The 26,169-nt window shown below is 55.1% G+C and carries 24 protein-coding genes; 10 read left to right on the top strand and 14 right to left on the bottom strand.

Going from position 1 to position 26,169, the window contains the following annotated elements; translation table 11 throughout:
- Positions 1–19: 19 nt before the first annotated feature.
- Positions 20–295 (top strand): barstar family protein, encoded by a 276-nt coding sequence (locus V6942_RS11945; RefSeq protein ID WP_106927313.1) that lies wholly within the window; start codon positions 20–22, stop codon positions 293–295.
- A 53-nt stretch (positions 296–348) separates the two neighbouring features.
- Here the strand turns inward: V6942_RS11945 and yhcN-B are convergent, their stop codons facing one another.
- From yhcN-B to argR, 3 genes are all read right to left on the bottom strand, one after another.
- Positions 349–615 carry a DUF1471 family stress response protein YhcN-B gene (gene yhcN-B / locus V6942_RS11940; protein WP_106927311.1) on the bottom strand — a complete coding sequence of 89 codons (267 nt, stop codon included), beginning with the start codon at positions 613–615 and terminating at the stop codon, positions 349–351.
- A 116-nt stretch (positions 616–731) separates the two neighbouring features.
- Positions 732–995 (bottom strand): peroxide/acid stress response protein YhcN, encoded by a 264-nt coding sequence (yhcN, locus tag V6942_RS11935; protein ID WP_106927309.1) that lies wholly within the window; start codon positions 993–995, stop codon positions 732–734.
- Positions 996–1,370: 375 nt separating this feature from the next.
- A complete protein-coding gene (argR, locus tag V6942_RS11930; RefSeq protein ID WP_035891195.1) occupies positions 1,371–1,841 on the bottom strand; it encodes a transcriptional regulator ArgR in 471 nt (156 codons plus the stop codon).
- 444 nt (positions 1,842–2,285) lie between these two features.
- Here argR and mdh point away from each other — a divergent pair, with 444 nt between their 5' ends.
- A complete protein-coding gene (mdh, locus tag V6942_RS11925) occupies positions 2,286–3,224 on the top strand; it encodes a malate dehydrogenase (RefSeq protein WP_106927305.1) in 939 nt (312 codons plus the stop codon).
- Between the two features lie 60 nt (positions 3,225–3,284).
- On the opposite strand, the gene degS is transcribed toward mdh, so the two are convergent.
- From degS to zapG, 3 genes are all read right to left on the bottom strand, one after another.
- On the bottom strand, positions 3,285–4,352 hold the full coding sequence (degS, locus tag V6942_RS11920; RefSeq protein WP_182929944.1) for an outer membrane-stress sensor serine endopeptidase DegS: 1,068 nt from the start codon (positions 4,350–4,352) through the stop codon (positions 3,285–3,287).
- A gap of 187 nt (positions 4,353–4,539) precedes the next feature.
- The gene (gene degQ, locus V6942_RS11915; protein ID WP_106927301.1) at positions 4,540–5,916 is read right to left on the bottom strand and encodes a serine endoprotease DegQ; all 1,377 of its coding nucleotides are present in this window, start codon (positions 5,914–5,916) and stop codon (positions 4,540–4,542) included.
- 138 nt (positions 5,917–6,054) lie between these two features.
- Positions 6,055–6,453 (bottom strand): Z-ring associated protein ZapG, encoded by a 399-nt coding sequence (gene zapG / locus V6942_RS11910; protein ID WP_106927360.1) that lies wholly within the window; start codon positions 6,451–6,453, stop codon positions 6,055–6,057.
- 197 nt (positions 6,454–6,650) lie between these two features.
- Between zapG and zapE the strand changes: the two genes are divergently transcribed.
- From zapE to sspB, 5 genes are all read left to right on the top strand, one after another.
- Positions 6,651–7,775 (top strand): cell division protein ZapE, encoded by a 1,125-nt coding sequence (gene zapE / locus V6942_RS11905; RefSeq protein ID WP_106927299.1) that lies wholly within the window; start codon positions 6,651–6,653, stop codon positions 7,773–7,775.
- 290 nt (positions 7,776–8,065) lie between these two features.
- A complete protein-coding gene (rplM, locus tag V6942_RS11900) occupies positions 8,066–8,494 on the top strand; it encodes a 50S ribosomal protein L13 (RefSeq protein ID WP_000847556.1) in 429 nt (142 codons plus the stop codon).
- 15 nt (positions 8,495–8,509) lie between these two features.
- Positions 8,510–8,902 carry a 30S ribosomal protein S9 gene (gene rpsI, locus V6942_RS11895; protein ID WP_000829815.1) on the top strand — a complete coding sequence of 131 codons (393 nt, stop codon included), beginning with the start codon at positions 8,510–8,512 and terminating at the stop codon, positions 8,900–8,902.
- 295 nt (positions 8,903–9,197) lie between these two features.
- Complete coding sequence (sspA, locus tag V6942_RS11890; RefSeq protein WP_106927297.1) at positions 9,198–9,836, top strand: stringent starvation protein SspA; 639 nt, start codon at positions 9,198–9,200, stop codon at positions 9,834–9,836.
- A 4-nt stretch (positions 9,837–9,840) separates the two neighbouring features.
- Positions 9,841–10,341, top strand: a complete 501-nt coding sequence (sspB, locus tag V6942_RS11885; RefSeq protein ID WP_106927295.1) for a ClpXP protease specificity-enhancing factor — start codon at positions 9,841–9,843, stop codon at positions 10,339–10,341.
- A gap of 32 nt (positions 10,342–10,373) precedes the next feature.
- Here sspB and V6942_RS11880 read toward each other — a convergent pair whose 3' ends face one another.
- The 3 genes from V6942_RS11880 to gltB all read right to left on the bottom strand — a co-directional run bounded on the left by V6942_RS11880 (position 10,374) and on the right by gltB (position 17,544).
- Complete coding sequence (locus tag V6942_RS11880; RefSeq protein ID WP_333501279.1) at positions 10,374–11,456, bottom strand: PDDEXK nuclease domain-containing protein; 1,083 nt, start codon at positions 11,454–11,456, stop codon at positions 10,374–10,376.
- 199 nt (positions 11,457–11,655) lie between these two features.
- Entirely contained in the window at positions 11,656–13,074 is a 1,419-nt protein-coding gene (locus tag V6942_RS11875) for a glutamate synthase small subunit (RefSeq protein ID WP_106927291.1), read from the bottom strand.
- A gap of 9 nt (positions 13,075–13,083) precedes the next feature.
- Positions 13,084–17,544 carry a glutamate synthase large subunit gene (gene gltB / locus V6942_RS11870; protein ID WP_333501278.1) on the bottom strand — a complete coding sequence of 1,487 codons (4,461 nt, stop codon included), beginning with the start codon at positions 17,542–17,544 and terminating at the stop codon, positions 13,084–13,086.
- A gap of 684 nt (positions 17,545–18,228) precedes the next feature.
- Between gltB and V6942_RS11865 the strand changes: the two genes are divergently transcribed.
- The 3 genes from V6942_RS11865 to mtgA all read left to right on the top strand — a co-directional run bounded on the left by V6942_RS11865 (position 18,229) and on the right by mtgA (position 22,593).
- Positions 18,229–19,152, top strand: a complete 924-nt coding sequence (locus V6942_RS11865) for a TIGR01212 family radical SAM protein (protein ID WP_182929947.1) — start codon at positions 18,229–18,231, stop codon at positions 19,150–19,152.
- Positions 19,153–19,309: 157 nt separating this feature from the next.
- The gene (gene arcB / locus V6942_RS11860) at positions 19,310–21,649 is read left to right on the top strand and encodes an aerobic respiration two-component sensor histidine kinase ArcB (RefSeq protein WP_106927286.1); all 2,340 of its coding nucleotides are present in this window, start codon (positions 19,310–19,312) and stop codon (positions 21,647–21,649) included.
- Between the two features lie 224 nt (positions 21,650–21,873).
- On the top strand, positions 21,874–22,593 hold the full coding sequence (gene mtgA, locus V6942_RS11855) for a monofunctional biosynthetic peptidoglycan transglycosylase (RefSeq protein ID WP_182934587.1): 720 nt from the start codon (positions 21,874–21,876) through the stop codon (positions 22,591–22,593).
- A 113-nt stretch (positions 22,594–22,706) separates the two neighbouring features.
- On the opposite strand, the gene npr is transcribed toward mtgA, so the two are convergent.
- From npr to rpoN, 5 genes are read right to left on the bottom strand one after another with little or no spacing between them, the layout of a single operon-like run.
- A complete protein-coding gene (npr, locus tag V6942_RS11850) occupies positions 22,707–22,979 on the bottom strand; it encodes a PTS phosphocarrier protein NPr (protein ID WP_052283608.1) in 273 nt (90 codons plus the stop codon).
- The gene (gene rapZ, locus V6942_RS11845; protein WP_106927282.1) at positions 22,976–23,830 is read right to left on the bottom strand and encodes an RNase adapter RapZ; all 855 of its coding nucleotides are present in this window, start codon (positions 23,828–23,830) and stop codon (positions 22,976–22,978) included. The genes npr and rapZ overlap by 4 nt, the downstream gene beginning before the upstream one ends.
- 33 nt (positions 23,831–23,863) lie before the next feature.
- Positions 23,864–24,352 (bottom strand): PTS IIA-like nitrogen regulatory protein PtsN, encoded by a 489-nt coding sequence (ptsN, locus tag V6942_RS11840; RefSeq protein WP_035891171.1) that lies wholly within the window; start codon positions 24,350–24,352, stop codon positions 23,864–23,866.
- 56 nt (positions 24,353–24,408) lie between these two features.
- Positions 24,409–24,696 (bottom strand): ribosome hibernation promoting factor, encoded by a 288-nt coding sequence (gene hpf / locus V6942_RS11835; protein ID WP_106927280.1) that lies wholly within the window; start codon positions 24,694–24,696, stop codon positions 24,409–24,411.
- 22 nt (positions 24,697–24,718) lie between these two features.
- Positions 24,719–26,152 carry an RNA polymerase factor sigma-54 gene (rpoN, locus tag V6942_RS11830; protein ID WP_106927279.1) on the bottom strand — a complete coding sequence of 478 codons (1,434 nt, stop codon included), beginning with the start codon at positions 26,150–26,152 and terminating at the stop codon, positions 24,719–24,721.
- Positions 26,153–26,169: the final 17 nt, after the last annotated feature.

Genomic DNA, 26,169 nt, shown 5'->3' with positions numbered 1-26,169 from the left:
GCTGGGAAGGGGGCGTGAGATGAAAATCTATACTTTTGATTTTGACGAGATAGAGGATCAGGGCGATTTTTATCGAGAGTTCGCCCGACTCTTTGCCCTCGATCGTGAGTCTATTCGCGATTTAGACGCGCTGTGGAGTGTGGTCACGGGGCCACACATGCCGCTGCCGCTGGAGATCGAGTTTAGCCATCTGAGCGAAAAGCAGCGCCGCCGCTACGGTGCGCTGATTCTGCTGTTTGATGAAGCGGAAGAAGAGCTGGAAGGGATGCTGCGCTTTAACGTTCAGCGCGGATAAAAAAAGCCCTCGCATAAGGGCGAGGGCAAGTCGTCGGACAAGACGACGAGGGTTTATTTGTACAGCTCAGCCGTAGCGTGCCAATGGTCGCCGGTACGGGCTTCAATTACGCGGTAGCTGCTGGCACCTTCTTTTTCTGCTTTAGCGGCTAATGCGCTGCGCATATCCATTGGGTCACTGCCAACCTGAGAGACAGATACGGTGCCCATGGATTGCAGGTTTTGCGCTTGTTCAGCGTTTACCTGATGCACTGCTGCGCTGGCGCCAAAGGACAGTACGGATGCCAGACCAAGAGATGCGATGATCATTGCGCTTTTCATAATTCTTTACTCCTCACCTTATTTTTCATTCTTCAGCGGTGAGAGGACATACTTCAGATTCCTGGACCGCTGGGTCGTTAACTTTTAAAACTGCCGACGTTTAACTGCGCGCTGTCTTATTTGTACAGTTCTGCTGTTGCGTGCCAGTGAGCGCCGGTACGGGCTTCAATGATGCGATAGGATGACGCACCTTGTTCTTCCGCTTTTTTGTTCAGCATTTCGTGCATATCCATCGGGGATGAACCGACGGAACCGATAGAAACGGTGCCGATTGGCTGGCGATTTTGCGCCTGATCGCTGTTGATAGAATCAGCGGCAAACGCGCCAAATGAGATAACGGAAAGGATGCTCAGAGCGGCAACAGTTGATTTGATTTTCATGATACTCACCTCGTCGAATTTTTTTGGAAGGTCTTTGTTTTGTGACCCTCATCACGAAATTAAGTATACACTAATCACATGAAATATTAATACCCCGCTAATTGTTTCGTCTGTAATTAGACGTCAGGAATCGTCATTTTTAGAACAGATTTGTATAAAAAAAGCCAAATTCTGGCAAAGTCTTGTTAAAATAATGCGTAAAATCAAAAAGATATCGTTTTTTGATTTTTCGTGCGGTGAGTAAAGGATATATTCACTGAATCTATGCGTTAGGTCGAAGAATCGCACTAAATGCTAACGAAACGGCAGTGGAACCTGTGGAGAAGGGCGGGAAAAGCAGCTCCTCTGGTGGTCCAGAGGAGAACGGCGGAGGATTTACAGTTCCTGCTCGAACAGAACCTGGATGGCTTCATAGAGGTCTTTTACGGTAAAGCCACGGGCCGGCGTCGTGAAGATGGTGTCATCACCGGCGATGCTGCCGAGAATGCCCTCTGCTTTGCCCAATGAGTCCAGCAGACGAGCAATCAGCTGCGCTGCGCCTGGGCTGGTATGGATAACCACCACGGCATCGTTGTAATCGATATCCAGTACCAGATTCTTCAGCGGGCTGGTGGTGGTCGGCACGCCCAGTTCGGCCGGCAGACAGTAAACCATTTCCATTTTGGCGTTGCGGGTACGCACGGCGCCAAACTTGGTCAGCATGCGAGAAACTTTGGATTGGTTAATATTATCGAAGCCTTCTTCCTGCAAGGCCTGAACAATTTCGCCCTGAGAGCTAAATTTTTCTTCCTTCAGTAATGCTTTAAAGGCTTTAACTAATTCTTCTTGTTTCGTTGAACTTCGCATAAGTCACCCGATTATGGTGGTGAAATTAACATTATTATGCATATAGGCGAATATTTATGCAAAATAATTTGCTCCAGGAGACCCGGGCAAATACAGAAAGGCGGGATTTTAGCAAAATTCAGGCCTAAGAAACATGCCTATATCACGGGATCCAAATAAGTTAAAAGTAAATGAAATGTTATTAAATTGCTGTTGTTTTACCCAATTCGCTGAGTATATTGTAATCGATAGTTGATGAAAGTTTGGTTTCGTAGAAAGGCCTTTTTCTGGGAGTAGTGCGGATGCTGTTGGATAGCCCGCATTCTGTAAGCAATTATATTGTAATTATTTACCTTGTGAATTAAGGTCGCCGCAACGGAGTAACAACAGGTAGCTCCTGCGTTGGTTATGCGGTCCACGACAGGTTGTTGCCTGAATGTCATTAACCATAATAAGGAGTTTAGGATGAAAGTCGCAGTCCTTGGTGCCGCCGGCGGTATTGGCCAGGCGCTTGCCCTACTACTAAAGACCCAACTGCCTTCAGGTTCAGAACTCTCCCTCTATGATATTGCCCCCGTCACACCGGGCGTGGCGGTCGATCTCAGCCATATTCCTACTGATGTCAAAATCAAAGGATTCTCCGGCGAAGATGCGACGCCTGCGCTGGTTGGGGCGGATGTTGTCCTGATTTCTGCCGGGGTTGCTCGTAAGCCCGGTATGGATCGCTCCGATCTGTTTAATGTTAACGCCGGGATTGTGAAAAACCTGGTGCAGCAAATTGCAAAAACCGCGCCGAAAGCCTGCATTGGTATTATTACCAACCCGGTCAACACCACCGTCGCTATTGCTGCGGAAGTGCTAAAAAAAGCGGGCGTGTACGATAAGAATAAACTGTTCGGCGTGACCACGCTGGATATCATCCGCTCCAATACCTTTGTGGCGGAGCTCAAAGATAAAAGCGCCGGTGAGGTGGAAGTTCCGGTAATTGGCGGCCACTCCGGCGTCACCATTCTGCCTTTATTGTCGCAAATTTCCGGCGTGAGCTTCTCCGATCAGGAAGTAAACGATCTGACCAAACGCATCCAGAACGCGGGCACTGAAGTGGTGGAAGCGAAAGCGGGCGGCGGGTCGGCAACGCTCTCTATGGGGCAGGCGGCGGCGCGTTTCGGTCTGTCTCTGGTTCGTGCGCTGCAGGGCGAGAAGGGCGTGGTGGAATGCGCCTATGTGGAAGGCGACGGTCAATATGCGCGCTTCTTCTCGCAGCCGCTGCTGCTGGGTAAAAACGGGGTGGAAGAGCGTCAGTCTATCGGCAAGCTCAGCGCTTACGAGCAGCAGGCGCTGGAAGGTATGCTGGAGACGCTGAGAAAAGATATTCAGCTGGGTGAAGACTTTATTAATAAGTAAGTCGTGAAGCCTGAGATGTCACAAAGGGGCCAATGGCCCCTTTGCTTTTTCGGTGAGCGTTTAGTTTGACGCCGGGTATTCCTGGATAGTCACCTGCATCGTCAGCTTTTTATCGTCACGCATCACGACGACCGGGATAACGGACCCCGGGCGAATCTCTGCCACCTGGTCCATTGTCTCCAGCGCAGACACCGCCGGTTTACCGTTCACCGAGATAATCACGTCATTATTTTGAATGCCCGCCTGCGCCGCGGGGCCGTCTGGCGCAATTTCATTAACCACAATGCCCTGAATCTGGTCGATACCGCCGCCCTGCGAATGCAGCGGCGCGATCTCCCGCCCGCTGATGCCGATAAAGCCACGAATAACGCGTCCGTCGCGAATCAGCTTATCCATGATTTTAGTTGCCAGCTGGAACGGAATGGCAAAGCTCAGACCTTCTGGCGTTTCGCCGTCGTTGCTCTTATCGAAGGAGAGGGTGTTGATCCCCATCAGCTCGCCCAGCGAGTTCACCAGCGCGCCGCCGGAGTTACCGTGGTTGATTGAGGCATCGGTCTGTAAGAAGTTCTGTCGCCCGCTTGGGTTGAGGCCGATACGTCCGGTGGCGCTGATAATCCCCTGGGTAATGGTCTGCCCCAGGTTATACGGGTTGCCGATCGCCAGCACGACGTCGCCGATGTGCGGCGTACGCGCCGGGTTGATCGGAATGACCGGTAGGCCACCGGTGGCGTTGATTTTCAGCACCGCTAGGTCGGTCAGGCTATCAGAACCAACCAGCAGGGCCTCAAATACGCGGCCGTCTTGTAAGGCGACGATGATCTGATCCGCATCGTTGATGACATGCTTGTTGGTAATAATGTAGCCACGTTCGTCCATAATGACGCCGGAGCCGAGCGTTTTGATCTCCAACTGATTATTACTGCTGCTGTTCAGGCTACGGTTATAGACGTTCACCACCGCCGGCGCGGCACGGCGCACCGCGGCATTGTAGCTGGCGGGCGTTTCATCCGTGCTGCTAAAGCGCGGAGCGGAAATAGGGTTCCATTGACGTAACGAGGGGACGGAGACAATCAATATGCCGCCGACCAGTAAACCAATTGCAACCGAACGTAAGAGCTTTACAAGCATGATACAGGCATCGTTGATAAGGAAACTGGACGAAGCATACCACGAGTTAAGCGGACATACAGCGTATACGCTGCATCCGCCCCGTGAGCTGGCTGTCGAAGGCTCATCCTTGAGCCTGGAGCGTCAAAAGGCGACAGCTTGCGCCAGTATTGGCTGACGCAGGGTAACGGATGACCGGCTCAGGTCATTACCGTAGAAGCAGATAAATACTTTCGCCGCCGCGCATCACGTTCAGCGCGATAACCGCCGGTTTGGCCTCCAGCACTTTACGCAGTTCAGCAATAGACTGCGTGGTCTGGCGGTTAATACCGATGATAACGTCGTCTTTATGCAGGCCAATCTGCGCGGCCGGGCTGCCTTTCTCAACGTTAGAGATAACCACCCCTTTGGTGCCATTTTTCGCCTGGCCGTCGCTCAGCGATGCCCCTTCCAGCGCCGGAATAATCAGTTGCGCGCTGGCGGTTGCGGAGGTGCTTTTATCCAGCGTGACTTCGACTTCCAGCGGTTTACCGTCGCGTAACAGCCCCAGCTTCACTTTTGAACCTGGCGCCGTTGTCGCAATGCGCGAGCGCAGCTCGGCGAAGCTGCTCAGCGGCTTGCCGTTGAGGCTGGTAATCACGTCGCCGGATTTAATGCCTGCTTTTGCGGAGCCAGAGCCTGGCAGCACTTCGCTCACGAAAGCGCCGCGCTGTACGTCGAGGTTAAACGCTTTGGCAATGTCGGCATTCATCTCCATGCCGCGAATGCCAAGCAGGCCACGCTTGATCTCGCCGAACTGGATCAACTGCTGGGCCAGGGTCTGTGCCATGTTGCTGGGGATGGCAAACCCGATGCCGATGCTGCCGCCGCCGGGCGCCAGAATGGCGGTGTTAATGCCGATCAGTTCGCCATTGAGATTGAGCAGCGCACCGCCGGAGTTACCGCGGTTAATGGCGGCGTCGGTCTGAATAAAGTTCTCGAGCCCTTCCAGATTCAGGCCGCTGCGGCCCAGCGCGGAAACAATGCCGGAGGTGACGGTCTGCCCCAGGCCGAACGGGTTGCCGACGGCGACGGCAAAGTCGCCTACGCGCAGTTTGTCGGAGTCGGCGATGGCGATTTGCGTCAGATGGCTGGCTTTTTGAATTTGCAGCAGCGCGATATCGCTTTGATCGTCACTGCCGATAAGCTTCGCTTCAAACTCGCGGCCATCGTTCAGCTGCACGCTGATTTTCTGTGCGTCGCTGATGACGTGGTTGTTGGTTAGCACGTAGCCTTTAATCGCATCAATGATCACGCCAGAGCCAAGCCCTTCAAACTGCTGGCCCGGCTCGTTGGTTGCATTGCCGCCGTCATCGCCAAAGAATTTTTTCAGCTCATCCGGGACCTGCTGGTTCACCGGGGCCGTGCCTTCTACCTGTACGCTCACTACCGCAGGCAGCACTTTCTCCAGCATCGGCGCGAGGCTAGGCAGTGCGCCCTGGCCCGGAACCTGCGTCGGCAGTGACGCGAACACCGGCGACGGTGCGGCAACGGATAACCCCACGCTGAATGCCAATGCACTTAACAGTAACGTTGATTTATTCATTGATGCTGGCCCTCATGACCCTGGATGCAAGAATATGACTTCCCGAAAAGACTGATGTTATTGAAGTAAATATAGACGGCGTGAGCAGAAGAGGACGGGCGCAGGTCATGCGCCCGTAAAATATTTGTGGAATGCAGATTAATCGCGTTTGGCACCGCTGCGCAGCAGGCCGGATGCGCCCTCTGAATAGTCGCGCGGCATCTGCACCGGTGCCTGATCGTTACCGGCTTCGGATTCCGCGAGACGGTTGCGGAACGGGTTGGCTTCCGCTGACATGCCCGGCAGCAGGTTGCTGGAGCTTTTCGCCATGTGCTGGTAAATCTGGCGGTAATCATCGGCCATGTTATCCAGCAGCTCGGCGCTGCGGGCAAAATGGCTGACCAGCTCTTCGCGATACTCTTCCAGCTCGGCTTTGTTTTTTTCGAGCTCGTATTGCAGCGCCTGCTGCTGGCGTAGTTTGCGATTACCAAAACGCATGGCCACGGCACCGATGATGATACCGACAACTAACCCAATTAGCGCGTATTCCCAGGTCATGAACATCTCCCGTTGTTTTGTTGTTCCGTAGGGTATTGGCTATAAGGCAACTCCGTGCCTGCGCCCGATAGTGCCACTATAACCGCTAATCCTGTAGAAGTGGAATCCTGACGCATCATCGCGTAGTGTAGAACGGACTTTTTTTAGTCAATCGTGAAGTAAGACATACCGGTTTTCAAAGGAATAACAATTAGATCATGCAAAGCCAGTCCCCCACATCGCGCTATCTTCAGGCCCTTGAAGAGGGCAGTCATCAACCCGACGATGTCCAGCGTGAGGCGGTTAATCGCCTCGACACCATTTACCAGGAACTCCAGCACAAAATGCCCGCAGCGGCCCCCGGCGGCGGCCTGCGCGCGCGCTTTGGTAAGCTGTTGGGCAAAAAAGAACCCGATGCGCCACAGGCCGTGCGTGGCCTTTATATGTGGGGCGGCGTGGGGCGCGGCAAAACCTGGCTGATGGACATGTTCTATCAAAGCTTGCCCGGCGAGCGGAAGCAGCGCCTGCACTTCCACCGCTTTATGCTGCGGGTGCATGAGGAGCTGTCGGCGTTGCAGGGGCACAGTGACCCGTTGGAAATTGTCGCCGAGCGCTTTAAAGCAGAAACCGACGTGCTCTGCTTCGACGAATTTTTTGTCTCGGATATCACCGACGCCATGCTGCTCGGCGGCCTGATGAAAGCGCTGTTTGCGCGCGGTATTACGCTGGTCGCAACGTCCAACATTCCGCCGGATGAGCTGTACCGTAATGGCCTCCAGCGCGCGCGCTTCCTGCCAGCGATTGAGGCGATCAAAACGCACTGCGATATCATGAACGTGGACGCTGGCATTGACTATCGTCTGCGCACGCTCACCCAGGCTCACCTGTGGCTGTCGCCGTTAAACGAGGCGACGCGCGCGCAGATGAATAAACTGTGGCTGGCGCTGGCAGGTACGCCGCAGCAGAACCACACGACGCTGGAAATTAACCACCGTCCGCTGCCGACGCTCGGCGTAGAGAACCAAACGCTGGCGGTCTCGTTTACCACGCTGTGCGTTGATGCGCGCAGCCAGCACGACTACATTGCGCTCTCCCGCCTGTTCCACACCGTCATGCTGTACGACGTACCGGTGATGACGCCGCTGCTGGAGAGCGAGGCTCGGCGCTTTATCGCGCTGGTGGACGAGTTTTACGAGCGTCACGTCAAGCTGGTGGTCAGCGCTGAGGTTGAGCTGTACAACATCTACCAGGGCGAGCGGCTGAAATTTGAGTTCCAGCGCTGCCTGTCGCGTCTGCAGGAAATGCAGAGCGAAGAGTACCTGAAGCGCGCGCATATGCCCTGAATGCCACCCTCTCCCCGTGGGAGAGGGGCTGAGGATGTGGCCAGCGGGCCACACCGCTCCAAACCTTGAAAAACCCGCAGCAAATCACATAAAGGGGTCGATCTTTGACCCCGACTTCTCTATAATCTTGCGACCCCACGTTACAAGAGAGTTTTTTTCCCGAAACTTTCTCTGCGCCGGCATAGGCTATTCGAAGGGGTAGGTTTGCTGGACAATGTCGTGTGAACCTCAACTGACTAAACGTTTGGGTGTTCACCAACGTGTAACTTATTTATTTGGGTAAGCTTTTAATGAAAACTTTTACAGCTAAACCAGAAACCGTAAAACGCGACTGGTATGTTGTTGACGCGACCGGTAAAACTCTGGGCCGTCTGGCTACTGAACTGGCTCTGCGCCTGCGCGGTAAGCATAAAGCGGAATACACTCCGCACGTAGATACCGGTGATTACATCATCGTTCTGAACGCTGACAAAGTTGCTGTAACCGGCAACAAGCGTACTGACAAAGTGTACTATCATCACACCGGCCACATCGGTGGTATCAAACAAGCGACCTTTGAAGAGATGATTGCTCGCCGTCCTGAGCGTGTGATTGAAATCGCGGTTAAAGGCATGCTGCCAAAAGGCCCGCTGGGTCGTGCTATGTTCCGTAAACTGAAAGTTTACGCTGGCAACGAGCACAACCACGCGGCACAGCAACCGCAAGTTCTTGACATCTAATCGGGATTATAGGCAATGGCTGAAAATCAATACTACGGCACTGGTCGCCGCAAAAGTTCCGCAGCTCGCGTGTTCATCAAACCGGGCAACGGCAAAATCGTTATCAACCAACGTTCTCTGGAACAGTACTTCGGTCGTGAAACTGCCCGCATGGTAGTTCGTCAGCCGCTGGAACTGGTCGACATGGTTGAGAAACTGGATCTGTACATCACCGTTAAAGGTGGTGGTATCTCTGGTCAGGCTGGTGCGATCCGTCACGGTATCACCCGCGCTCTGATGGAGTACGACGAGTCCCTGCGTGGCGAACTGCGTAAAGCTGGCTTCGTTACTCGTGATGCTCGTCAGGTTGAACGTAAGAAAGTCGGCCTGCGTAAAGCACGTCGTCGTCCGCAGTTCTCCAAACGTTAATTGGTTTCTGCTTCGGCAGACAATCATTGGCGAAAAACCCGCTTCGGCGGGTTTTTTTATGCCCGTAAAGCAGGGCTGCCGGGCTCTTTTTCCGCTTTTCCGGAATCCCCTCACCACAAGTCGTTCAAAATCTGGTAGACTATCTTCCAATTTTCTGCCCAAATGCGCGCGATTGTTCATTTTTTGTTTAGAACGTGAACGAGAATGTCGCCAGCGTGCAGATGAGGCTTATCGTCTGGCTGGCCGCCGTTGTGGCTGGCAGCAGTACAAATTCTGATTATACCTGGAGGTTTTCATGGCTGTCGCTGCCAACAAACGTTCGGTAATGACGCTGTTTTCTGGTCCTACTGACATCTATAGCCATCAGGTCCGCATCGTGCTGGCTGAGAAAGGTGTCAGCTTTGAGATAGAGCACGTGGAAAAGGACAATCCACCGCAGGATCTGATTGACCTCAACCCGAATCAAAGCGTTCCGACACTCGTAGATCGTGAGCTAACGCTGTGGGAATCACGCATCATTATGGAATATCTTGATGAGCGTTTCCCGCACCCGCCGCTGATGCCAGTTTACCCGGTTGCACGTGGCGAAAGCCGCCTGTATATGCACCGTATTGAGAAAGACTGGTACTCACTGATGAACGTCGTGATGACCGGTTCCGCCGCGCAGGCAGACGCCGCGCGTAAACAACTGCGTGAAGAGCTGCTGGCGATTGCGCCGGTCTTCACTCAGAAGCCGTTCTTCCTGAGCGACGAATTCAGCATCGTTGATTGCTACCTGGCTCCGCTGCTGTGGCGTCTGCCGGTAATGGGTATCGAGCTGAGCGGCGCGGGTGCGAAAGAGCTGAAAGGCTATATGACCCGTGTCTTCGAACGTGACTCTTTCCTCGCCTCCTTAACGGAAGCCGAGCGCGAAATGCGCCTTGGCCGGGGTTAATTGAATGGAAGTATCACAGCTTTCTCCGCGTCGTCCGTACCTGCTGCGCGCGTTCTATGAGTGGCTGCTGGATAACCAGCTGACGCCGCACCTGGTGGTAGACGTTATGCTGCCGGGCGTGAACGTGCCGATGGAGTACGCGCGTGACGGGCAGATCGTGTTGAACATCGCGCCGCGCGCGGTGGGCAACCTTGAGCTGGCCAATGATGAAGTGCGCTTTAACGCGCGCTTCGGCGGCGTACCGCGTCAGGTTTCCGTCCCGCTGGCGGCCGTGCTGGCTATCTATGCTCGCGAAAACGGTGCTGGAACCATGTTTGAACCCGAAGCAGCTTACGATGAAGATGCCGAAAGCTTCAACGATGATGAGAACGTGGACAACGCTGGAAGCGAAACGGTGATGTCGGTCATTGACGGCAACAAACCGGATAGCGATGACGGCGACGAGCCGGACGACACGCCACCGCCGCCTCGCGGCGGGCGACCGGCGCTGCGCGTTGTGAAATAAAAAACAGGCCCTTTGGGGCCTGTTTTGTTATGTCAGTTTGATAATAAGTTACCCTGCGCGGCCAATGCCTTTTGTGAGCGAATCAGCTCATCTGCCAGCCGCTTTTCATCAGGCAGCTGTACTCTGTATTCGCTTGCCATCACGGTATTGGGCAGACCGTTCAGTGAGTAGTGCGCTTCCCCAGCCCCTTTCTCCGCACACAGAATGAGCCCCACGGGCGGATTTTCTCCCGGCATAGTCCAGTGCTCTTTGGCATAGTTCAGGTACATATTCATTTGTCCCGCATCGGCATAGCTGAATTTGCCTACTTTCAGGTCGATAACCAACAGACAGCGTAATTTCCGGTGGAAAAATAGCAGGTCGATGCGAAACCAGCTGTCGTCAATCCGCAAGCGACGCTGACGGCCTACAAATGCAAAGTCATCACCGAGTTCCAGCATAAAGTCCATCAGGTGGTTGAGTAGGGCCTCTTCAAGATCGGACTCTGAATACTCGTCTTTCAGGTCCAGAAATTCCAGAATGAACGGGTCGCGTATTGCCTGCTCTGGCGTAACCTCGGCGGCGGGCGCAGCCTGTTGTAGCATGGCCGTTTTATCGCGAGACAGCAGTGTCCGCTCGTAAAATTGTGTGGCGATTTGCCTGTCTAACTGCCGCACCGACCAGCCACAACGCAGCGTCTCTTTCTCGTAAAAGCTGCGCGCATCGGGATTTTTTACCGACAGAAGGCGTACGTATGCAGACCAGGGAAGCGGGAAAAACTTGGCCAGTTGTATGAGATATTGAGATTCTGCAGACACCGTCTGCGGAATTTCAATATGTTGAAAATAAATGTAAAAAGTGCGTATTTGCCACAGGATTCTTGTAGAAAAACCGCGTTTATACCTTTGGCTTAAATCCTGCGATAAACGATCAATGAGCTGTTCACCATAAGCCGCTCTGGTTTCACCGCCTTGCTCAAATTCGACAATGCGTCGGCCAATTTCCCAGTATGTCGCGGTCATGAGTGCGTTAACGCTGCGAACTATTTCAGTTCGCGCGCAATCGACCAGATGGATAATACCGTCATGGATCTGCTGATAATCATCTGCGTTTTGAGGTGACGCCGGCGTGTTCATATTTCATCCCTGTAGTGATAGTCGCAATGTGAAATTTTGCCGCTATCAATACGCCCGGGCGCTGAAGTGATCAATCCGCGTTCTAATAATTACAAAGACTTGCAGTCTGAATTGCGAGTAGCTTTCAAAGAATGGCGGGGATATACGAAGAAAAAAGCCCCTGTCCGCAAATGTGGACAGGGGCCAGAGAAGAGCCTTCTTACACTTCCAGGTAGTTCATAATCCCGTCAGCCGCCTTACGGCCTTCGGCAATCGCTGTCACCACCAGATCCGAACCACGCACGATGTCACCCCCGGCGAAGATTTTCGGGTTGCTGGTCTGGAAGGCATTTTCGTGACCTTCAGGCGCAATGATGCGGCCCTGAGAGTCCAGCTCAACGCTGTGTTTCGCCAGCCATTCCATGCTGTGTGGACGGAAGCCAAACGCCATCACGACGGCATCGGCCGGGATGACATGCTCGGAACCGGCGACGATCTCCGCGCGACGGCGGCCTTTCGCATCCGGCTGTCCCATTTCGGTGCGCGCCATCTTCACGCCGCTCACTTTGCCATTAGCATTCACTTCAATGCCCAGCGGCTGGATGTTGAACTGGAATTCCACGCCTTCTTCACGCGCGTTTTTCACTTCGCGTTTCGAACCCGGCATGTTCTCTTCGTCACGACGATAAGCACAGATAACGTGAGCCGCATTCTGACGAATGGAGGTGCGCACGCAGTCCATCGCAGTATCACCGCCGCCCAGTACCACCACGCGCTTGCCTTCCATGCTGACGTACGGTTCTTCGGCGGTTTCGCCGAAGCCCATAATCTGCTTGGTGTTGGCAATCAGGAATGGCAGAGCGTCGAATACGCCGGACGCGTCTTCGTTCTCCAGGCCGCCGCGCATGGACTGATAGGTGCCCACGCCGAGGAAGACGGCGTCGTAATCTTTCAGCAGATCGTCGAGCTGCACGTCGCGGCCCACTTCGACATTCAGTTTGAACTCAATGCCCATCCCGGTGAAGATTTCACGGCGGCGGGTCATCACCTCTTTTTCCAGCTTGAAGGCCGGGATACCGAAGGTCAGCAGACCGCCGATTTCAGGGTGACGGTCAAAGACCACCGCTTTCACGCCGTTACGGGTCAGTACGTCGGCGCATGCCAGGCCCGCCGGGCCCGCACCGATGATGGCGACTTTCTTGCCGGTTTGCTTCACGCCGGTCAGATCCGGACGCCAACCCATCTCAAACGCTTTATCGTTGATATAGCGCTCGATGTTGCCGATGGTCACTGCGCCGAACTCGTCGTTCAGCGTACAGGAACCTTCACACAGGCGGTCCTGCGGGCAAACGCGCCCGCAGACTTCCGGCAGGGTGTTGGTCTGGTGCGACAGCTCGGCTGCCTCAAAAATACGTCCTTCGTTGGCGAGCTTCAGCCAGTTCGGGATGTAGTTATGTACCGGACATTTCCACTCACAGTACGGGTTACCGCAGGACAGGCAGCGGTCTGCCTGTGCTTTGGCCTGGCCTTCGGAAAACGGCTCGTAGATCTCAATAAATTCGATCTTGCGGATCTTCAGCGGTTTCTTCGGCGGATCAACGCGCTGCAGGTCGATAAATTGATAAACGTTCTGACTCATGATGACCTCTTACTGCGCCTGCACACGCAGCTCAGCTGCGCTACGACTACGGTGACCCAACAGGGCTTTCACATCACTGGACTTCGGCTTAACCAGCGCGAACTTCGCGGAGTAAGACGGCCAGTGCGCCAGGATCTCTTCGCCGCGGGAAGAACCGGTTAACTGCACGTGTTCGGTAATCAGACCGCGCAGGTGCTCTTCGTGAATCGCCAGCGAGTCGACATCCAGCACTTCCACCAGTTCCGGGTTAACGCGTTTACGGAAATCACCGTCTTCATCCAGTACGTAAGCAAAGCCGCCCGTCATACCGGCGCCGAAGTTAACGCCCGTTTTGCCCAGCACGCAGACGATGCCGCCGGTCATGTATTCACAGCCGTTGTCGCCAATACCTTCCACCACGGTAATCGCCCCGGAGTTACGTACGCCGAAACGTTCACCTGCACGCCCTGCGGCGTACAGACGACCACCGGTTGCGCCGTACAGGCAGGTGTTGCCGATAATGCTCGCTTCGTGGCTGCGGAAGGAAGAACCCACCGGAGGACGGATCGCCAGCAGACCACCCGCCATGCCTTTACCGACGTAGTCGTTGGCATCGCCGGTCAGGTACAGCTCAACGCCGCCGGCGTTCCACACGCCGAAGCTCTGGCCCGCGGTACCGTTGAAGTGCGCCTTAATCGGGTCTGCCGCCAGCCCCTGGTCACCATGCGTCTGGGCGATGTAGCCCGATAGCGATGCGCCCACGGAACGATCGGTGTTGCGGATGTCGAACCAGAAGGTTTTGCTCTGGCGCTCATCAACAAACGGTTTTGCCTGCTGCAGCAGCTGCGCGTTCAGCACGCCGTTATCAAACGGCGGGTTGTTCTCGGTGCAGTACAGCGCTTTGCCAGGATGCGGCTCGGCGGTTTCCAGCAGACGAGACAGCTCCAGCTTCTGCTGCTTGGCGGTGAAGCCATCCAGCTCTTTGAGCAGGTCGGTGCGGCCAATCAGGTCTACGAGGCGGGTTACGCCCAGCGAGGCCATCAGCTCGCGCACTTCACGGGCGATAAATTCAAAGTAGTTAGTCACTTTGAACGGCAGGCCGTGATAGTGGTTCTTACGCAGTTTTTCATCCTGAGTTGCCACACCCGTTGCGCAGTTGTTCAGGTGGCAAATACGCAGGTATTTACAGCCCAGCGCGACCATTGGACCGGTGCCGAAGCCGAAGCTTTCCGCGCCGAGGATCGCCGCTTTAATGATGTCGACGCCGGTTTTCAGGCCGCCGTCTACCTGCAGACGAATCTTGTGACGCAGGCCGTTGGCAACCAGCGCCTGCTGGGTTTCCACCAGGCCCAGCTCCCACGGGCAGCCCGCGTATTTGACGGAAGACAGCGGGCTTGCGCCGGTGCCGCCGTCATAGCCAGCGATGGTAATCAGGTCAGCGTAAGCTTTCGCTACGCCCGTGGCGATAGTGCCGACGCCCGGTTCGGAAACCAGCTTCACGGAGATCATCGCCTTCGGGTTGACCTGTTTCAGGTCGAAAATCAGCTGCGCCAGATCCTCGATAGAGTAAATATCGTGGTGCGGTGGCGGAGAAATCAGCGTTACGCCCGGTACGGAATAGCGCAGTTTAGCGATGTACGGGGTGACTTTATCACCCGGCAACTGACCACCTTCGCCTGGCTTCGCGCCCTGGGCAACTTTAATCTGAATCACGTCGGCGTTAACCAGATACGCTGGCGTCACGCCAAAGCGACCGGAAGCCACCTGCTTAATGCGCGATACTTTGTTGGTACCGTAACGCGCCGGGTCTTCGCCGCCTTCGCCGGAGTTCGAGTTGCCGCCGATGCTGTTCATCGCTTCCGCCAGCGCTTCGTGTGCTTCCGGGCTCAGTGCGCCGATAGACATCGCTGCGGTGTCGAAACGTTTGAACAGGTCGCTTGCTGGTTCAACGTCGGCCAGGTTGACGGTTTCCCCGTTCGGGGTTATCGCCAGCAGGTCGCGCAGCGTCGCCGCCGGACGGTTGTTCACCAGCTCGGCATATTCTTTGTAATCGCTGTACTCACCGCTCTGTACTGCCTGTTGCAGGGTGCGCACCACGTCCGGGTTATAAGCGTGATATTCGCCGCCGTGAACGTATTTGAGCAGCCCGCCCTGATCCAGCGGTTTATGCGCCAGCCAGGCACGTTTCGACAGGTTCAGCAGATCCTGCTGGAAGTCGTCGAACGACGCGCCGCCAATGCGGCTGACCACGCCCTGGAAGCAGTTAGCGACCACATCGTCGTGCAGGCCAACCGCTTCAAACAGCTTGGAGCAGCGGTAGGAGGCAATGGTCGAGATGCCCATTTTGGACATGATCTTGTACAGGCCTTTATTGATGCCGTTACGGTAGTTCAGCATCACCGTGCGGTAGTCTTTCTCGATAGCATGCGTATCAATCAGACGTCCCAGGGTTTCATAAGCCAGATACGGGTAGATAGCCGTTGCGCCGAAGCCGAGCAGTACCGCAAAGTGGTGCGGGTCGCGGGCGCTGGCGGTTTCGACGATGATGTTGGCATCGCAGCGCAGGCTCTTATCAACCAGACGGGTCTGGATAGCGCCTACCGCCATCGGGGCCGGTACCGGCAGACGATTTTTGCCGATGTTACGATCGGACAGCACCAGCAGTACGGTACCGCTGCGCACCATCTCTTCGGCTTTATCGCACAGCGCTTTTACCGTCGTTTCGAGATCGGTTTCCGTCACGTCGAAGGTGATATCCAGCGTATCGGCGCGGTAGTGCTCCTCTTTCATCGTGGTGAGCTGATTGAAATCGGAGTACAGCAGAATCGGTGATTTGAAGCTCAGACGGTGTGCCTGGCCTTCCGCTTCGCAGAAGACGTTCATTTCACGGCCGATGCTGGTCGCCAGCGACATCACGTGCGCTTCACGCAGCGGGTCGATTGGCGGGTTAGTCACCTGCGCAAACTGCTGACGGAAGTAGTCGTAAATAATACGCGGCTGGCTGGAGAGCACGGCAAACGGGGTATCGTCACCCATTGAGCCGACCGCTTCCTGGCCGTTTTCGCCGAGCACGCGGATAACGGAATCCAGCTCTTCAGCGCTGTAGTTAAACTGTTTCTGATAGCTGGCAAGCGTATCGTCGTCCAGCTCACGGCTGCCAACGCGGTCATCGGCCAGATCTTCAAACGGCACCAGGCGGCGAACGTTCTTCTCCATCCACTCTTTGTACGGGTGGCGGCTTTTCAGATCGTTGTCGGTTTCAGCAGAGTGCAGGATGCGGCCGCTGCGGGTGTCGATAACCATCAGCTCGCCTGGGCCTACGCGGCCTTTTTCAACCACTTCGTCAGGCTGGTAATCCCAGATACCGACTTCAGAAGCGCAGGTGATGAGCTTGTCTTTGGTGATGACGTAGCGCGCCGGGCGCAGACCGTTACGGTCGAGGTTACAGGCGGCATAGCGACCGTCAGACATGACGATACCTGCCGGGCCGTCCCACGGCTCCATGTGCATGGAGTTAAAGTCGAAGAACGAACGCAGGTCCGGGTCCATATCCGGGTTGTTCTGCCAGGCCGGTGGTACCAGCAGACGCATGGCGCGAATGATGTCCATCCCGCCTGCCAGCAGCAGCTCAAGCATGTTATCCATGGAGCTGGAGTCGGAGCCGGTTTCGTTAACGAACGGCGCAGCGTCGTGCAGATCCGGGATCAGCGGGGTCTGGAACTTATAGGTACGCGCGCGTGCCCACTGGCGGTTACCGGTGATGGTGTTGATCTCGCCGTTGTGCGCCAGATAGCGGAACGGCTGAGCCAGCGGCCAGCGTGGAACGGTGTTGGTGGAGAAGCGCTGGTGGAACAGGCAGATGGCCGACTCCAGACGCAGGTCCGCGAGGTCCAGGTAGAAGCGCGGCAAATCCGCCGGCATACACAGACCTTTATAGATGTTGACCAGGTTCGACAGGCTACAAACGTAGAAGTCTTTATCTTCCTGGAGGCGTTTTTCGATACGGCGACGGGCGATAAACAGACGGCGTTCCATATCGCGCGGACGCCAGCCCGCAGGGGCGTTAACGAAAATTTGTTCAATGCGAGGCAGAGAGGAGAGGGCGATTTCACCCAGTACGCCTTCATTGGTTGGCACATCGCGCCAGCCGACGATAGACAGGGTTTCACGCTGTAGTTCTTCTTCTACAACACGGCGAGACGCCGCTGCCAGTTCAGGATCCTTATTCAGGAACAGCATCCCAACGGCATAGTTTTTCGCTAAGCGCCAGCCGCGCTCTTCGGCGACGATGCGAAAGAAACGGTCAGGTTTTTGCAGCAGCAGGCCACAACCGTCACCGGTTTTACCGTCGGCGAGTATTGCGCCTCGGTGCTGCATTCGGGCCAGTGCGTGTATCGCGGTACGCACTACCTTGTGGCTAGGTTCGCCTTCTATGTGGGCGATCAGGCCGAAACCACAGTTATCCCTCTCAAGGGATTTATCGTACAACATATCAGTGAACCTCCCCAGGCTCTACGGGACGCCCCCTTAATCGATTGCGCGCAAGGCACAGCAAGAGCATGGCGACGGGGTGAGGCACTCTTTGCCTAACCTCGCATTCGCCCTCTTTTATCCTTTTCGCGTAGGTCGCACAAGTTTGAGGACTTGCTTAAGAGGGAATCTCAATTACTGCATAAATATGATGAGCAGGCTACTCATCCAGAAAGCTTCCAGCGGATTCCCAACTTATCGGGAATCGCTACATAGGTCAAATGGCAATCTTATTTATACAGAAATGTGCTATGGAGCAGTTAACATAATGATTAATATAAAAAATAATGCATTTTCCTCGGTTAAGGACCTGATGGGGATGCCGCAATGAGTGTGATCTGTCTCACTATCTGTAAGCGCGCTTTTAATCTTCATGTGCTGTTTTGGATATTAAAAGTAGCATTTAATGCTGGTATTGACAGTGGGGGTATATGATCGCTCTGTTTTTCAACGGGCGCTGGATTATTGCAAATAACGGTACTGACATAAGCAAAAATAATCACGCTTCTTCTGAATGAAATTGCAGTAATTTTGATTTGTTATGCAATAAGGTAAAGGGTCTACATGGCGATTGATCCAGGTCATCGCCGATCGAGACTAAAAGTGGCAGGCTTGGGCCCTTTCTTCAGGCCGGTCTATCAGATTATGCAGTTACAAAAATTAGTCAATATGTTTGGTGGGGATCTTACGCGTCGTTACGGCGAAAAGGTTCATAAACTGACGCTGCATGGTGGATTCAGCTGCCCAAACCGCGATGGCACCATTGGCCGGGGCGGTTGTACGTTCTGTAATGTCGCCTCGTTTGCCGATGAAGCGCAGCAGCATAAGTCGATTGCCGAGCAGCTTGCTCATCAGGCGCAGCTGGTGAACCGCGCAAAGCGCTATCTGGCCTATTTCCAGGCCTATACCAGCACCTTTGCCGAAGTGCAGGTGCTGCGTTCGATGTACCAGCAGGCGGTAAGCCAGGCCAATATCGTCGGGCTGTGCGTGGGTACGCGCCCGGACTGCGTGCCGGAGGCGGTACTAGACCTGTTGAGTGAGTACCACGAGCAGGGCTATGAAGTGTGGCTGGAGCTGGGGCTGCAAACCGCGCACGATAAAACGCTGCACCGGATTAACCGCGGCCACGACTTTGCCTGTTACCAGAATACGACGCGTCTGGCACGTGAACGCGGCCTGAAGGTGTGCAGTCACCTGATTGTCGGCCTGCCCGGGGAAGGGCAGAGCGAATGCCTGGAGACGCTCCAGCAGGTGGTTGAGACGGGCGTTGACGGCATTAAGCTGCATCCGCTGCATATTGTCACCGGTAGCATTATGGCGAAGGCCTGGGAGGCCGGTCGTCTGAACGGCATTGCGCTGGACGACTATACGGTGACCGCGGGCGAGATGATTCGTCATACGCCGCCGGAGGTGATTTATCACCGTATTTCCGCCAGCGCTCGCCGGCCAACGCTGCTGGCGCCGCTATGGTGTGAGAACCGCTGGACCGGGATGGTCGAGCTGGATAAATACCTGAATGAACACGGTGTGCAGGGCTCGGCGCTGGGCACGCCTTGGGTGCAGCCGTAGTGTCGTCACGCCTCGCCGCCGTGTAGGCCTGATGGCGCTGCGCTTATCAGGCCTACAACACCGACTTCACAGATAATCCTCGCATTTTTTACACAACCTACCGCGCTGCGCTCAGAATTGGGTATGATTGAACGACGTTGTCGTTAAGGAATCCCTTATGAAGCAAATCCGTATGCTGGCGCAGTATTACGTCGACCTGATGATGAAGCTGGGTCTGGTACGTTTCTCTCTGTTGCTCGCGCTGGCGCTGGTGGTACTGGCGATTGTGGTACAGATGGCCGTCACCATGGTGCTGCATGGCCAGGTGGAGAGTATCGATGTTATTCGCTCCATCTTCTTCGGCCTGCTGATTACCCCATGGGCAGTGTATTTTCTGTCGGTGGTGGTTGAGCAGCTTGAAGAGTCGCGGCAGCGTCTGTCCCGGCTGGTTGAAAAGCTTGAAGAGATGCGCGAACGCGACCTTAAGCTCAACGTTCAGCTGAAAGACAATATTTCCCAGCTTAACCAGGAGATCAGCGACCGTGAAAAAGCGGAAGCGGAACGTCTGGCTACCCTTGAACAGCTGCGTATTGAGGTACAGGAGCGCGAAGAGACGCAGATCCGCCTTGAGCAGCAGTCCTCCTTCCTGCGTTCGTTCCTCGACGCATCGCCGGATTTGGTTTTCTATCGCAATGAAGATAAAGAATTTTCCGGCTGTAACCGGGCGATGGAGCTACTGACGGGTAAAAGTGAAAAGCAGCTGATTCACCTGCATCCTGAAGAGGTGTATAGCGCAGAGGCGGCGGCAAAAGTCATTGAAACCGATGAAAAAGTCTTCCGTCATAATGTCTCGCTCACCTACGAACAATGGCTCGATTACCCGGACGGACGCAAAGCGTGTTTTGAGATCCGTAAAGTGCCGTACTACGACCGCGTGGGGAAACGCCACGGCCTGATGGGCTTTGGTCGCGATATTACCGAACGCAAGCGCTACCAGGACGCACTGGAACGCGCCAGCCGCGACAAAACGACCTTTATCTCCACCATCAGCCATGAACTGCGCACGCCGCTTAACGGCATCGTGGGGCTTAGCCGAATCCTGCTCGACACTAACCTGACGGCAGAACAGGAGAAATACCTGAAAACCATTCACGTGTCGGCGGTCACGCTGGGCAATATCTTCAACGATATTATTGATATGGATAAGATGGAGCGCCGCAAGGTGCAACTGGATAACCAGGAGGTTGATTTCACCGGCTTCCTGGCGGATCTCGAAAACCTTTCCGGTTTGCAGGCCCAGCAAAAGGGGCTTCGCTTCATTATGGAGCCAACGTTGCCGCTGCCGCATAAAGTGATTACCGACGGTACCCGCCTGCGACAGATTCTGTGGAACCTGATCAGCAACGCCGTGAAGTTTACCCAGCAGGGCAACGTGGTGGTCCGCGTGCGCTATGACGAGGGCGATATGCTGCACTTCGAGGTGGAGGATTCCGGTATCGGTATCCCGCAGGAGGAGCAGGATAAAATCTTTGCCATGTATTATCAGGTGAAAGATAGCCAGGGCGGTAAACCGGCCACCGGTACCGGGATCGGTCTTGCCGTGTCGAAGCGTCTGGCGAAAAGCATGGGCGGGGATATCGACGTCTCCAGCCAGCCGGGCCACGGCTCTGTCTTTACCCTGACGGTGCATGCGCCGGCGGTGGCTGAGGAAGTCGAAGATACGCTGGAAGAAGACGATATGCCGCTGCCCGCACTGCACGTGCTGCTGGTGGAAGACATTGAGCTGAACGTGATTGTTGCCCGCTCCGTGCTGGAAAAACTGGGGAATAGCGTAGACGTCGCCATGACCGGTAAAGCCGCGCTGGAGATGTTTACGCCGGGTGAATATGACCTGGTGCTGCTGGATATCCAACTGCCGGACATGACCGGTCTGGATATTTCCCGCGAGTTGACGCGTAAATATCATGCCGACGATCTGCCGCCGCTGGTGGCACTGACGGCCAATGTACTGAAGGATAAGAAAGAATATCTGGATGCTGGCATGGACGATGTGCTGAGTAAACCGCTCTCGGTACCGGCCTTGACGGCGATGATCAAGAAGTTCTGGGATACCGCTGAAGACGAAGAGGAGAGTACCGTGAGCCAGAGTGATAACGGCAAGTCGCAGCAGCTGCTCGATATACCTATGCTGGAGCAGTATATCGAACTGGTAGGGCCGAAGCTGATTACCGATGGCCTGGCCGTGTTTGAAAAAATGATGCCGGGCTACCTGGCGGTGCTGGAGTCAAACCTGACCGCCCGTGACCAAAAAGGCATTGTCGAGGAAGGACACAAGATTAAGGGGGCTGCCGGTTCCGTAGGGCTTCGTCACCTTCAGCAACTAGGGCAACAGATCCAGTCACCGGACCTGCCGGCATGGTGGGATAACGTAGGCGAATGGGTTGAAGAAATGAAGTCGGAATGGCAGCACGATGTGGCGGTATTGAAAGCGTGGGTAGCCAACGTTGATAAAAAATGACCCCGGTCTAGCCGGGGTGCGCGAATACTGCGCCAACACCAGGGAACTGGTGGCTGCGTCAGATGATTGGCTTGATTTTGTTTGTTTGACACAACCTGAAATACGATTGCACGCTCAATAAGATAGCAAAACTTAAAATGTTTGTTACGTGAATCAGTAAAATGTGTGAAGCGTAACGCTTAATCAGAAATATTAATCAGCGTCAGAGAGTTAGCGAGAACGAGATGGCTTTGAGGAGTGTAGCTGGGCTAAAACGTCTGGTCTTGCGGCTGCTGCTGCTATTGGTGCTGGCATGGGGCGGCGGCATTGCCGCGTTCAGTATTCTGCCGGTACCATTTTCTGCCGTGATGATTGAGCGCCAGGTGGGGGCATGGCTGTCGGGAGACTTCGGCTATGTTGCCCGTTCGGACTGGGTCAGCATGGATGACATTTCGCCGTGGATGGGGCTCGCGGTGATTGCCGCCGAGGACCAAAAGTTCCCCGATCACTGGGGCTTTGACGTCACGGCAATTGAGAAGGCGCTGGCGCACAATGAGCGCAACGAAAACCGCATCCGCGGCGCATCAACGCTGTCGCAGCAGACGGCAAAGAACCTGTTCCTGTGGGACGGGCGCAGCTGGCTGCGTAAAGGGCTGGAGGCGGGTCTCACGCTGGGAATTGAGACGGTGTGGAGCAAGAAGCGCATTCTGACCGTCTACCTGAATATCGCTGAGTTTGGCGACGGCGTTTTTGGCGTGGAGGCTGCGTCGCAGCGCTTTTTCCATAAACCGGCCAGTAAGTTGACGATGGCGGAGGCTGCGCTGCTGGCGGCCGTGTTGCCAAACCCCATTCGCTTTAAGGCCAGCGCGCCGTCAGGGTATGTACGCAGCCGTCAGGCGTGGATTTTACGCCAGATGCGTCAGCTGGGCGGGGAAGGGTTTATGCGGGAAAATAAGCTGTATTAGCGGCAGGTTGCGGTGAGTTTTGTAGGCGCTGATAAGCGTAGCGCCATCTGGCATTCGTAAGGCACCGCTGTATTGCCGGATGGCGGCGTAAACGCCTTATCCGGCCTACGAGACTAGTCTTCGTCAAACCCGGCGTTAAACAGCGCAATCACCGCCGCCAGCGCTTCCACTTCCTGTGGGCCGGTGGCTTCAACCTCAATCTGGCGACCCTTGGCGGAGTCGAGCATCAGCAGCGCAATCACGCTGTTGGCTTCCGCTTCGGTGCCTTCGTCATTACGCAGCAAGACTTCCGCGTCAAAATCCTGCATCAGCTCAAACAGCTTCATCGCCGGGCGAGCGTGCATGCCCAGCTTATTAGTGATTTCAACGGTCTGTTTTACGGTCATGATTTGCGTTTTTCCAGCGTCCGATGACGAGACTGCACGTTCTTACCGCGTGAGCGGAAGTAGTCAGCCAGCTGTTCGGCAACGTAAACCGAACGGTGTTTACCGCCGGTACAACCAATGGCCACCGTCAGATAGCTACGGTTGTTGGTTTCCAGCATAGGTAACCATAGCTCAAGATAGCTGCGGGTCTGGTAAATAAAGTTGTGAACCTCGGTGTGCCTGTCGAGGAACGCGGCGACCGGTTTGTCGAGGCCGGTCATCGGACGCAGCTTCGGATCCCAGTGCGGGTTCGGCAGGAAGCGCACGTCGAAAACGTAATCGGCGTCGATAGGGATACCGTGCTTGAAGCCGAAGGATTCAAATACCATCGTCAGCTCACGCTCGCGTTTACCCAGAAGACGGGTACGCAGCATTTCCGCCAGCTCGTGAACGGACATCTCGGAGGTATCGACGATCAGATCGGCGCGAGAGCGCAGCGGCTCCAGCAGGTTGCTCTCTTCATCAATGGCGCTTTCCAGCGACAGATTCTTACTTGAGAGGGGGTGCAGACGACGGGTGTCGCTGTAGCGACGAATCAGCGTATTGCGATCGGCATCGAGGAACAGAAGCTGCGGGGAGAAGTTGTCCGGCAGGTTCTCCATTGCACGTTCGAAGATTTCCGGCGTTTCGGGCATGTTACGCACGTCAATGCTGACGGCGGCCGATATCTCGCGGTCAGCCAGCGTTTTCGCCAGTTCCGGCAGCAGCACCACCGGCAGGTTATCCACGCAGTAGAAGCCCATATCTTCCAGCGCCCTCAGGGCCACTGATTTTCCCGAGCCAGAGCGGCCGCTGACGATCATCAGTACCATGTACCGTTTCTCCTCAGTACGATGTGATGTCCATTATGCATCATCGTGGGTTTCCGTATCGGTGATGATTTGATACAGCTCTTCGTCGCTCTGCGCGGCGCGCAGGCGGCGACAAATGGTTTTATCCGCCAGACGTTTTGCCACCAGGGAAAGCGTATGCAGGTGGGTTTTGGTCTGGTCTGCCGGCACCAGTAGCGCAAAGAGTAAATCGACCGGCTGGTTGTCGATGGCGTCGAAGGCGATTGGCGTTTCCAACTGCACAAACACGCCGACGGCGCGCAGCGTATCTTCTTCCAGCTTGCCGTGCGGGATCGCGATACCGTTACCGATGCCGGTACTGCCCATTTTTTCACGGGTCAGAATGGCTTCAAACACCACCTGCGGCGGCAGGCTAAGTTGTTTAGCCGCCAGCTCGCTGATGATCTCAAGCGCGCGTTTTTTACTCTGGCAGTGTACTGCACTGCGGGTACATTCCTGGTTAAGGACATTGCTCAGTTGTAGAGCCGAATCGTTATTTGTCATAATTTCACCTAAGCGCCGCCCGATATGCCGGGCATATCGGGCGGCTGCTCGGACAATCAATGTTGTTTTAGTTTATCTTTGTGCTTGTTTAACTGTCTCGCCAGTTTATCGATTAAACCGTCGATAGCGGCGTACATATCCTGCCCTTCCGCGCTGGCATGAAGTTCGCCCCCGTTAACGTGCAGTGTAGCATCCGAGATGTGCGTCAATTTCTCCACTTTTAACACAATATGGACCTGATTGATCCTCTCGAAGAATTGTTCCAGCTTGCTGAATTTCGCATTCACGAATTCGCGCATTGGCTCGGTAATTTCGACGTTGTGTCCAGTGATGTTGAGCTGCATAGTGTCTTCCTTATCAGTAGTGTCAGACCAGCTGTTTACGCTGGTTAGACGGCGGAATGGATAAAGACTCTCGGTACTTTGCAACGGTGCGCCGTGCCACCATGATACCCTGTTCAGAGAGCATGGTGGTTAGTTTACTGTCGCTCAGTGGTTTTGCGGGATTCTCCGCGGCAATCAATTTCTTCACCAGTGCACGAATCGCCGTGGACGAGGCTTCGCCGCCGCCCTCGGTGCTGACGTGGCTGGAGAAGAAATACTTAAGCTCGAAAATGCCCCGTGGGCTATGCAAATACTTCTGCGTGGTAACACGCGAAATCGTGGACTCGTGCATTTCGACGGTCTGGGCGATGTCCGCCAGCACCATCGGTTTCATATACTCTTCGCCAAGATCGAAAAAGGCCTGCTGCTGTTCAACGATGCAGCGGCTGACACGCAGCAGCGTGTCGTTGCGGCTTTCCAGACTCTTAATCAGCCACTTCGCTTCCTGCAGGTTGCTGCGGATAAACTGGCTGTCGGCGTCGTTGCGGGCGTTATTGCACATGCCAGCATAGTGCTGGTTAATCTGCAGACGCGGGATGCTGTCGGCGTTCAGTTCAACCACCCAGCGATCGTTCACCTTACGCACCAGCACGTCAGGAATGACGTATTCAGGTTCACCGGTCTGGATCGATTGGCCGGGGCGCGGATCTAATGACTGGATCAGATCGACCGCTTCTTTCAGCACGTCTTCTTTCAGCCGCGTGACGCGCATCAGCGAACGGAAGTCATGGTTGGCGAGCAGATCCAGATGCTCACTGATGATCAGGCGAGCTTCATCAAGACGCGGCGTCGTAGGTGAGAACTGGGAAAGCTGGATCAGCAAACAGTCGCGGAGATCTTTGGCGGCGACGCCTACCGGATCGAAGCGCTGGATGCGCTTCAACACCGCTTCCACTTCATCGAGGCCAATCTCGTCGTCGCCGATGCTTTCGCGAATATCTTCCACGGAAACGGTGAGGTAGCCGGTGTCGTCCACCGCGTCGACGATGGAGGTGGCGATGGCGCGATCGGTATCGGTAAACGGCGTCAGTTCAACCTGCCACATCAGGTAATCCTGCAGCGACTGGGTTGTTTCGCCCTGGTAAACCGGCAGCTCGTCGTCCTGGTAGTCGGCCCCGGTGCCGGAAGGCGTCCCGGCGGTATAGATCTCGTCCCAGCTGGCGTCAAGCGGCAGCTCTTCGGGCATATCGGGCTTTTCCAGCGCGTCAACGCTGTCCAGCGTTTCGTGATCGGTGGCTTCCTGAGTTTCTACTTCTTCGTGAAGATCGGTTTGCTCGAGCAGGGGGTTGCTCTCCAGCGCCTGCTGGAGTTCCTGCTGAAGTTCCAGCGTAGACAGCTGCAGCAGACGAATAGCCTGCTGCAGCTGTGGCGTCATGGCAAGCTGTTGGCTGAGCCTTAATTGCAAACCTTGCTTCATGTTCAGAACGAATATCT

This window comes from Kluyvera genomosp. 2 (assembly GCF_036759865.1).
GTDB lineage: Bacteria > Pseudomonadota > Gammaproteobacteria > Enterobacterales > Enterobacteriaceae > Kluyvera > Kluyvera ascorbata_B.
Note: the sequence above shows the minus strand (reverse complement) of the source record. Positions and strands in the feature narration are given on the sequence as shown.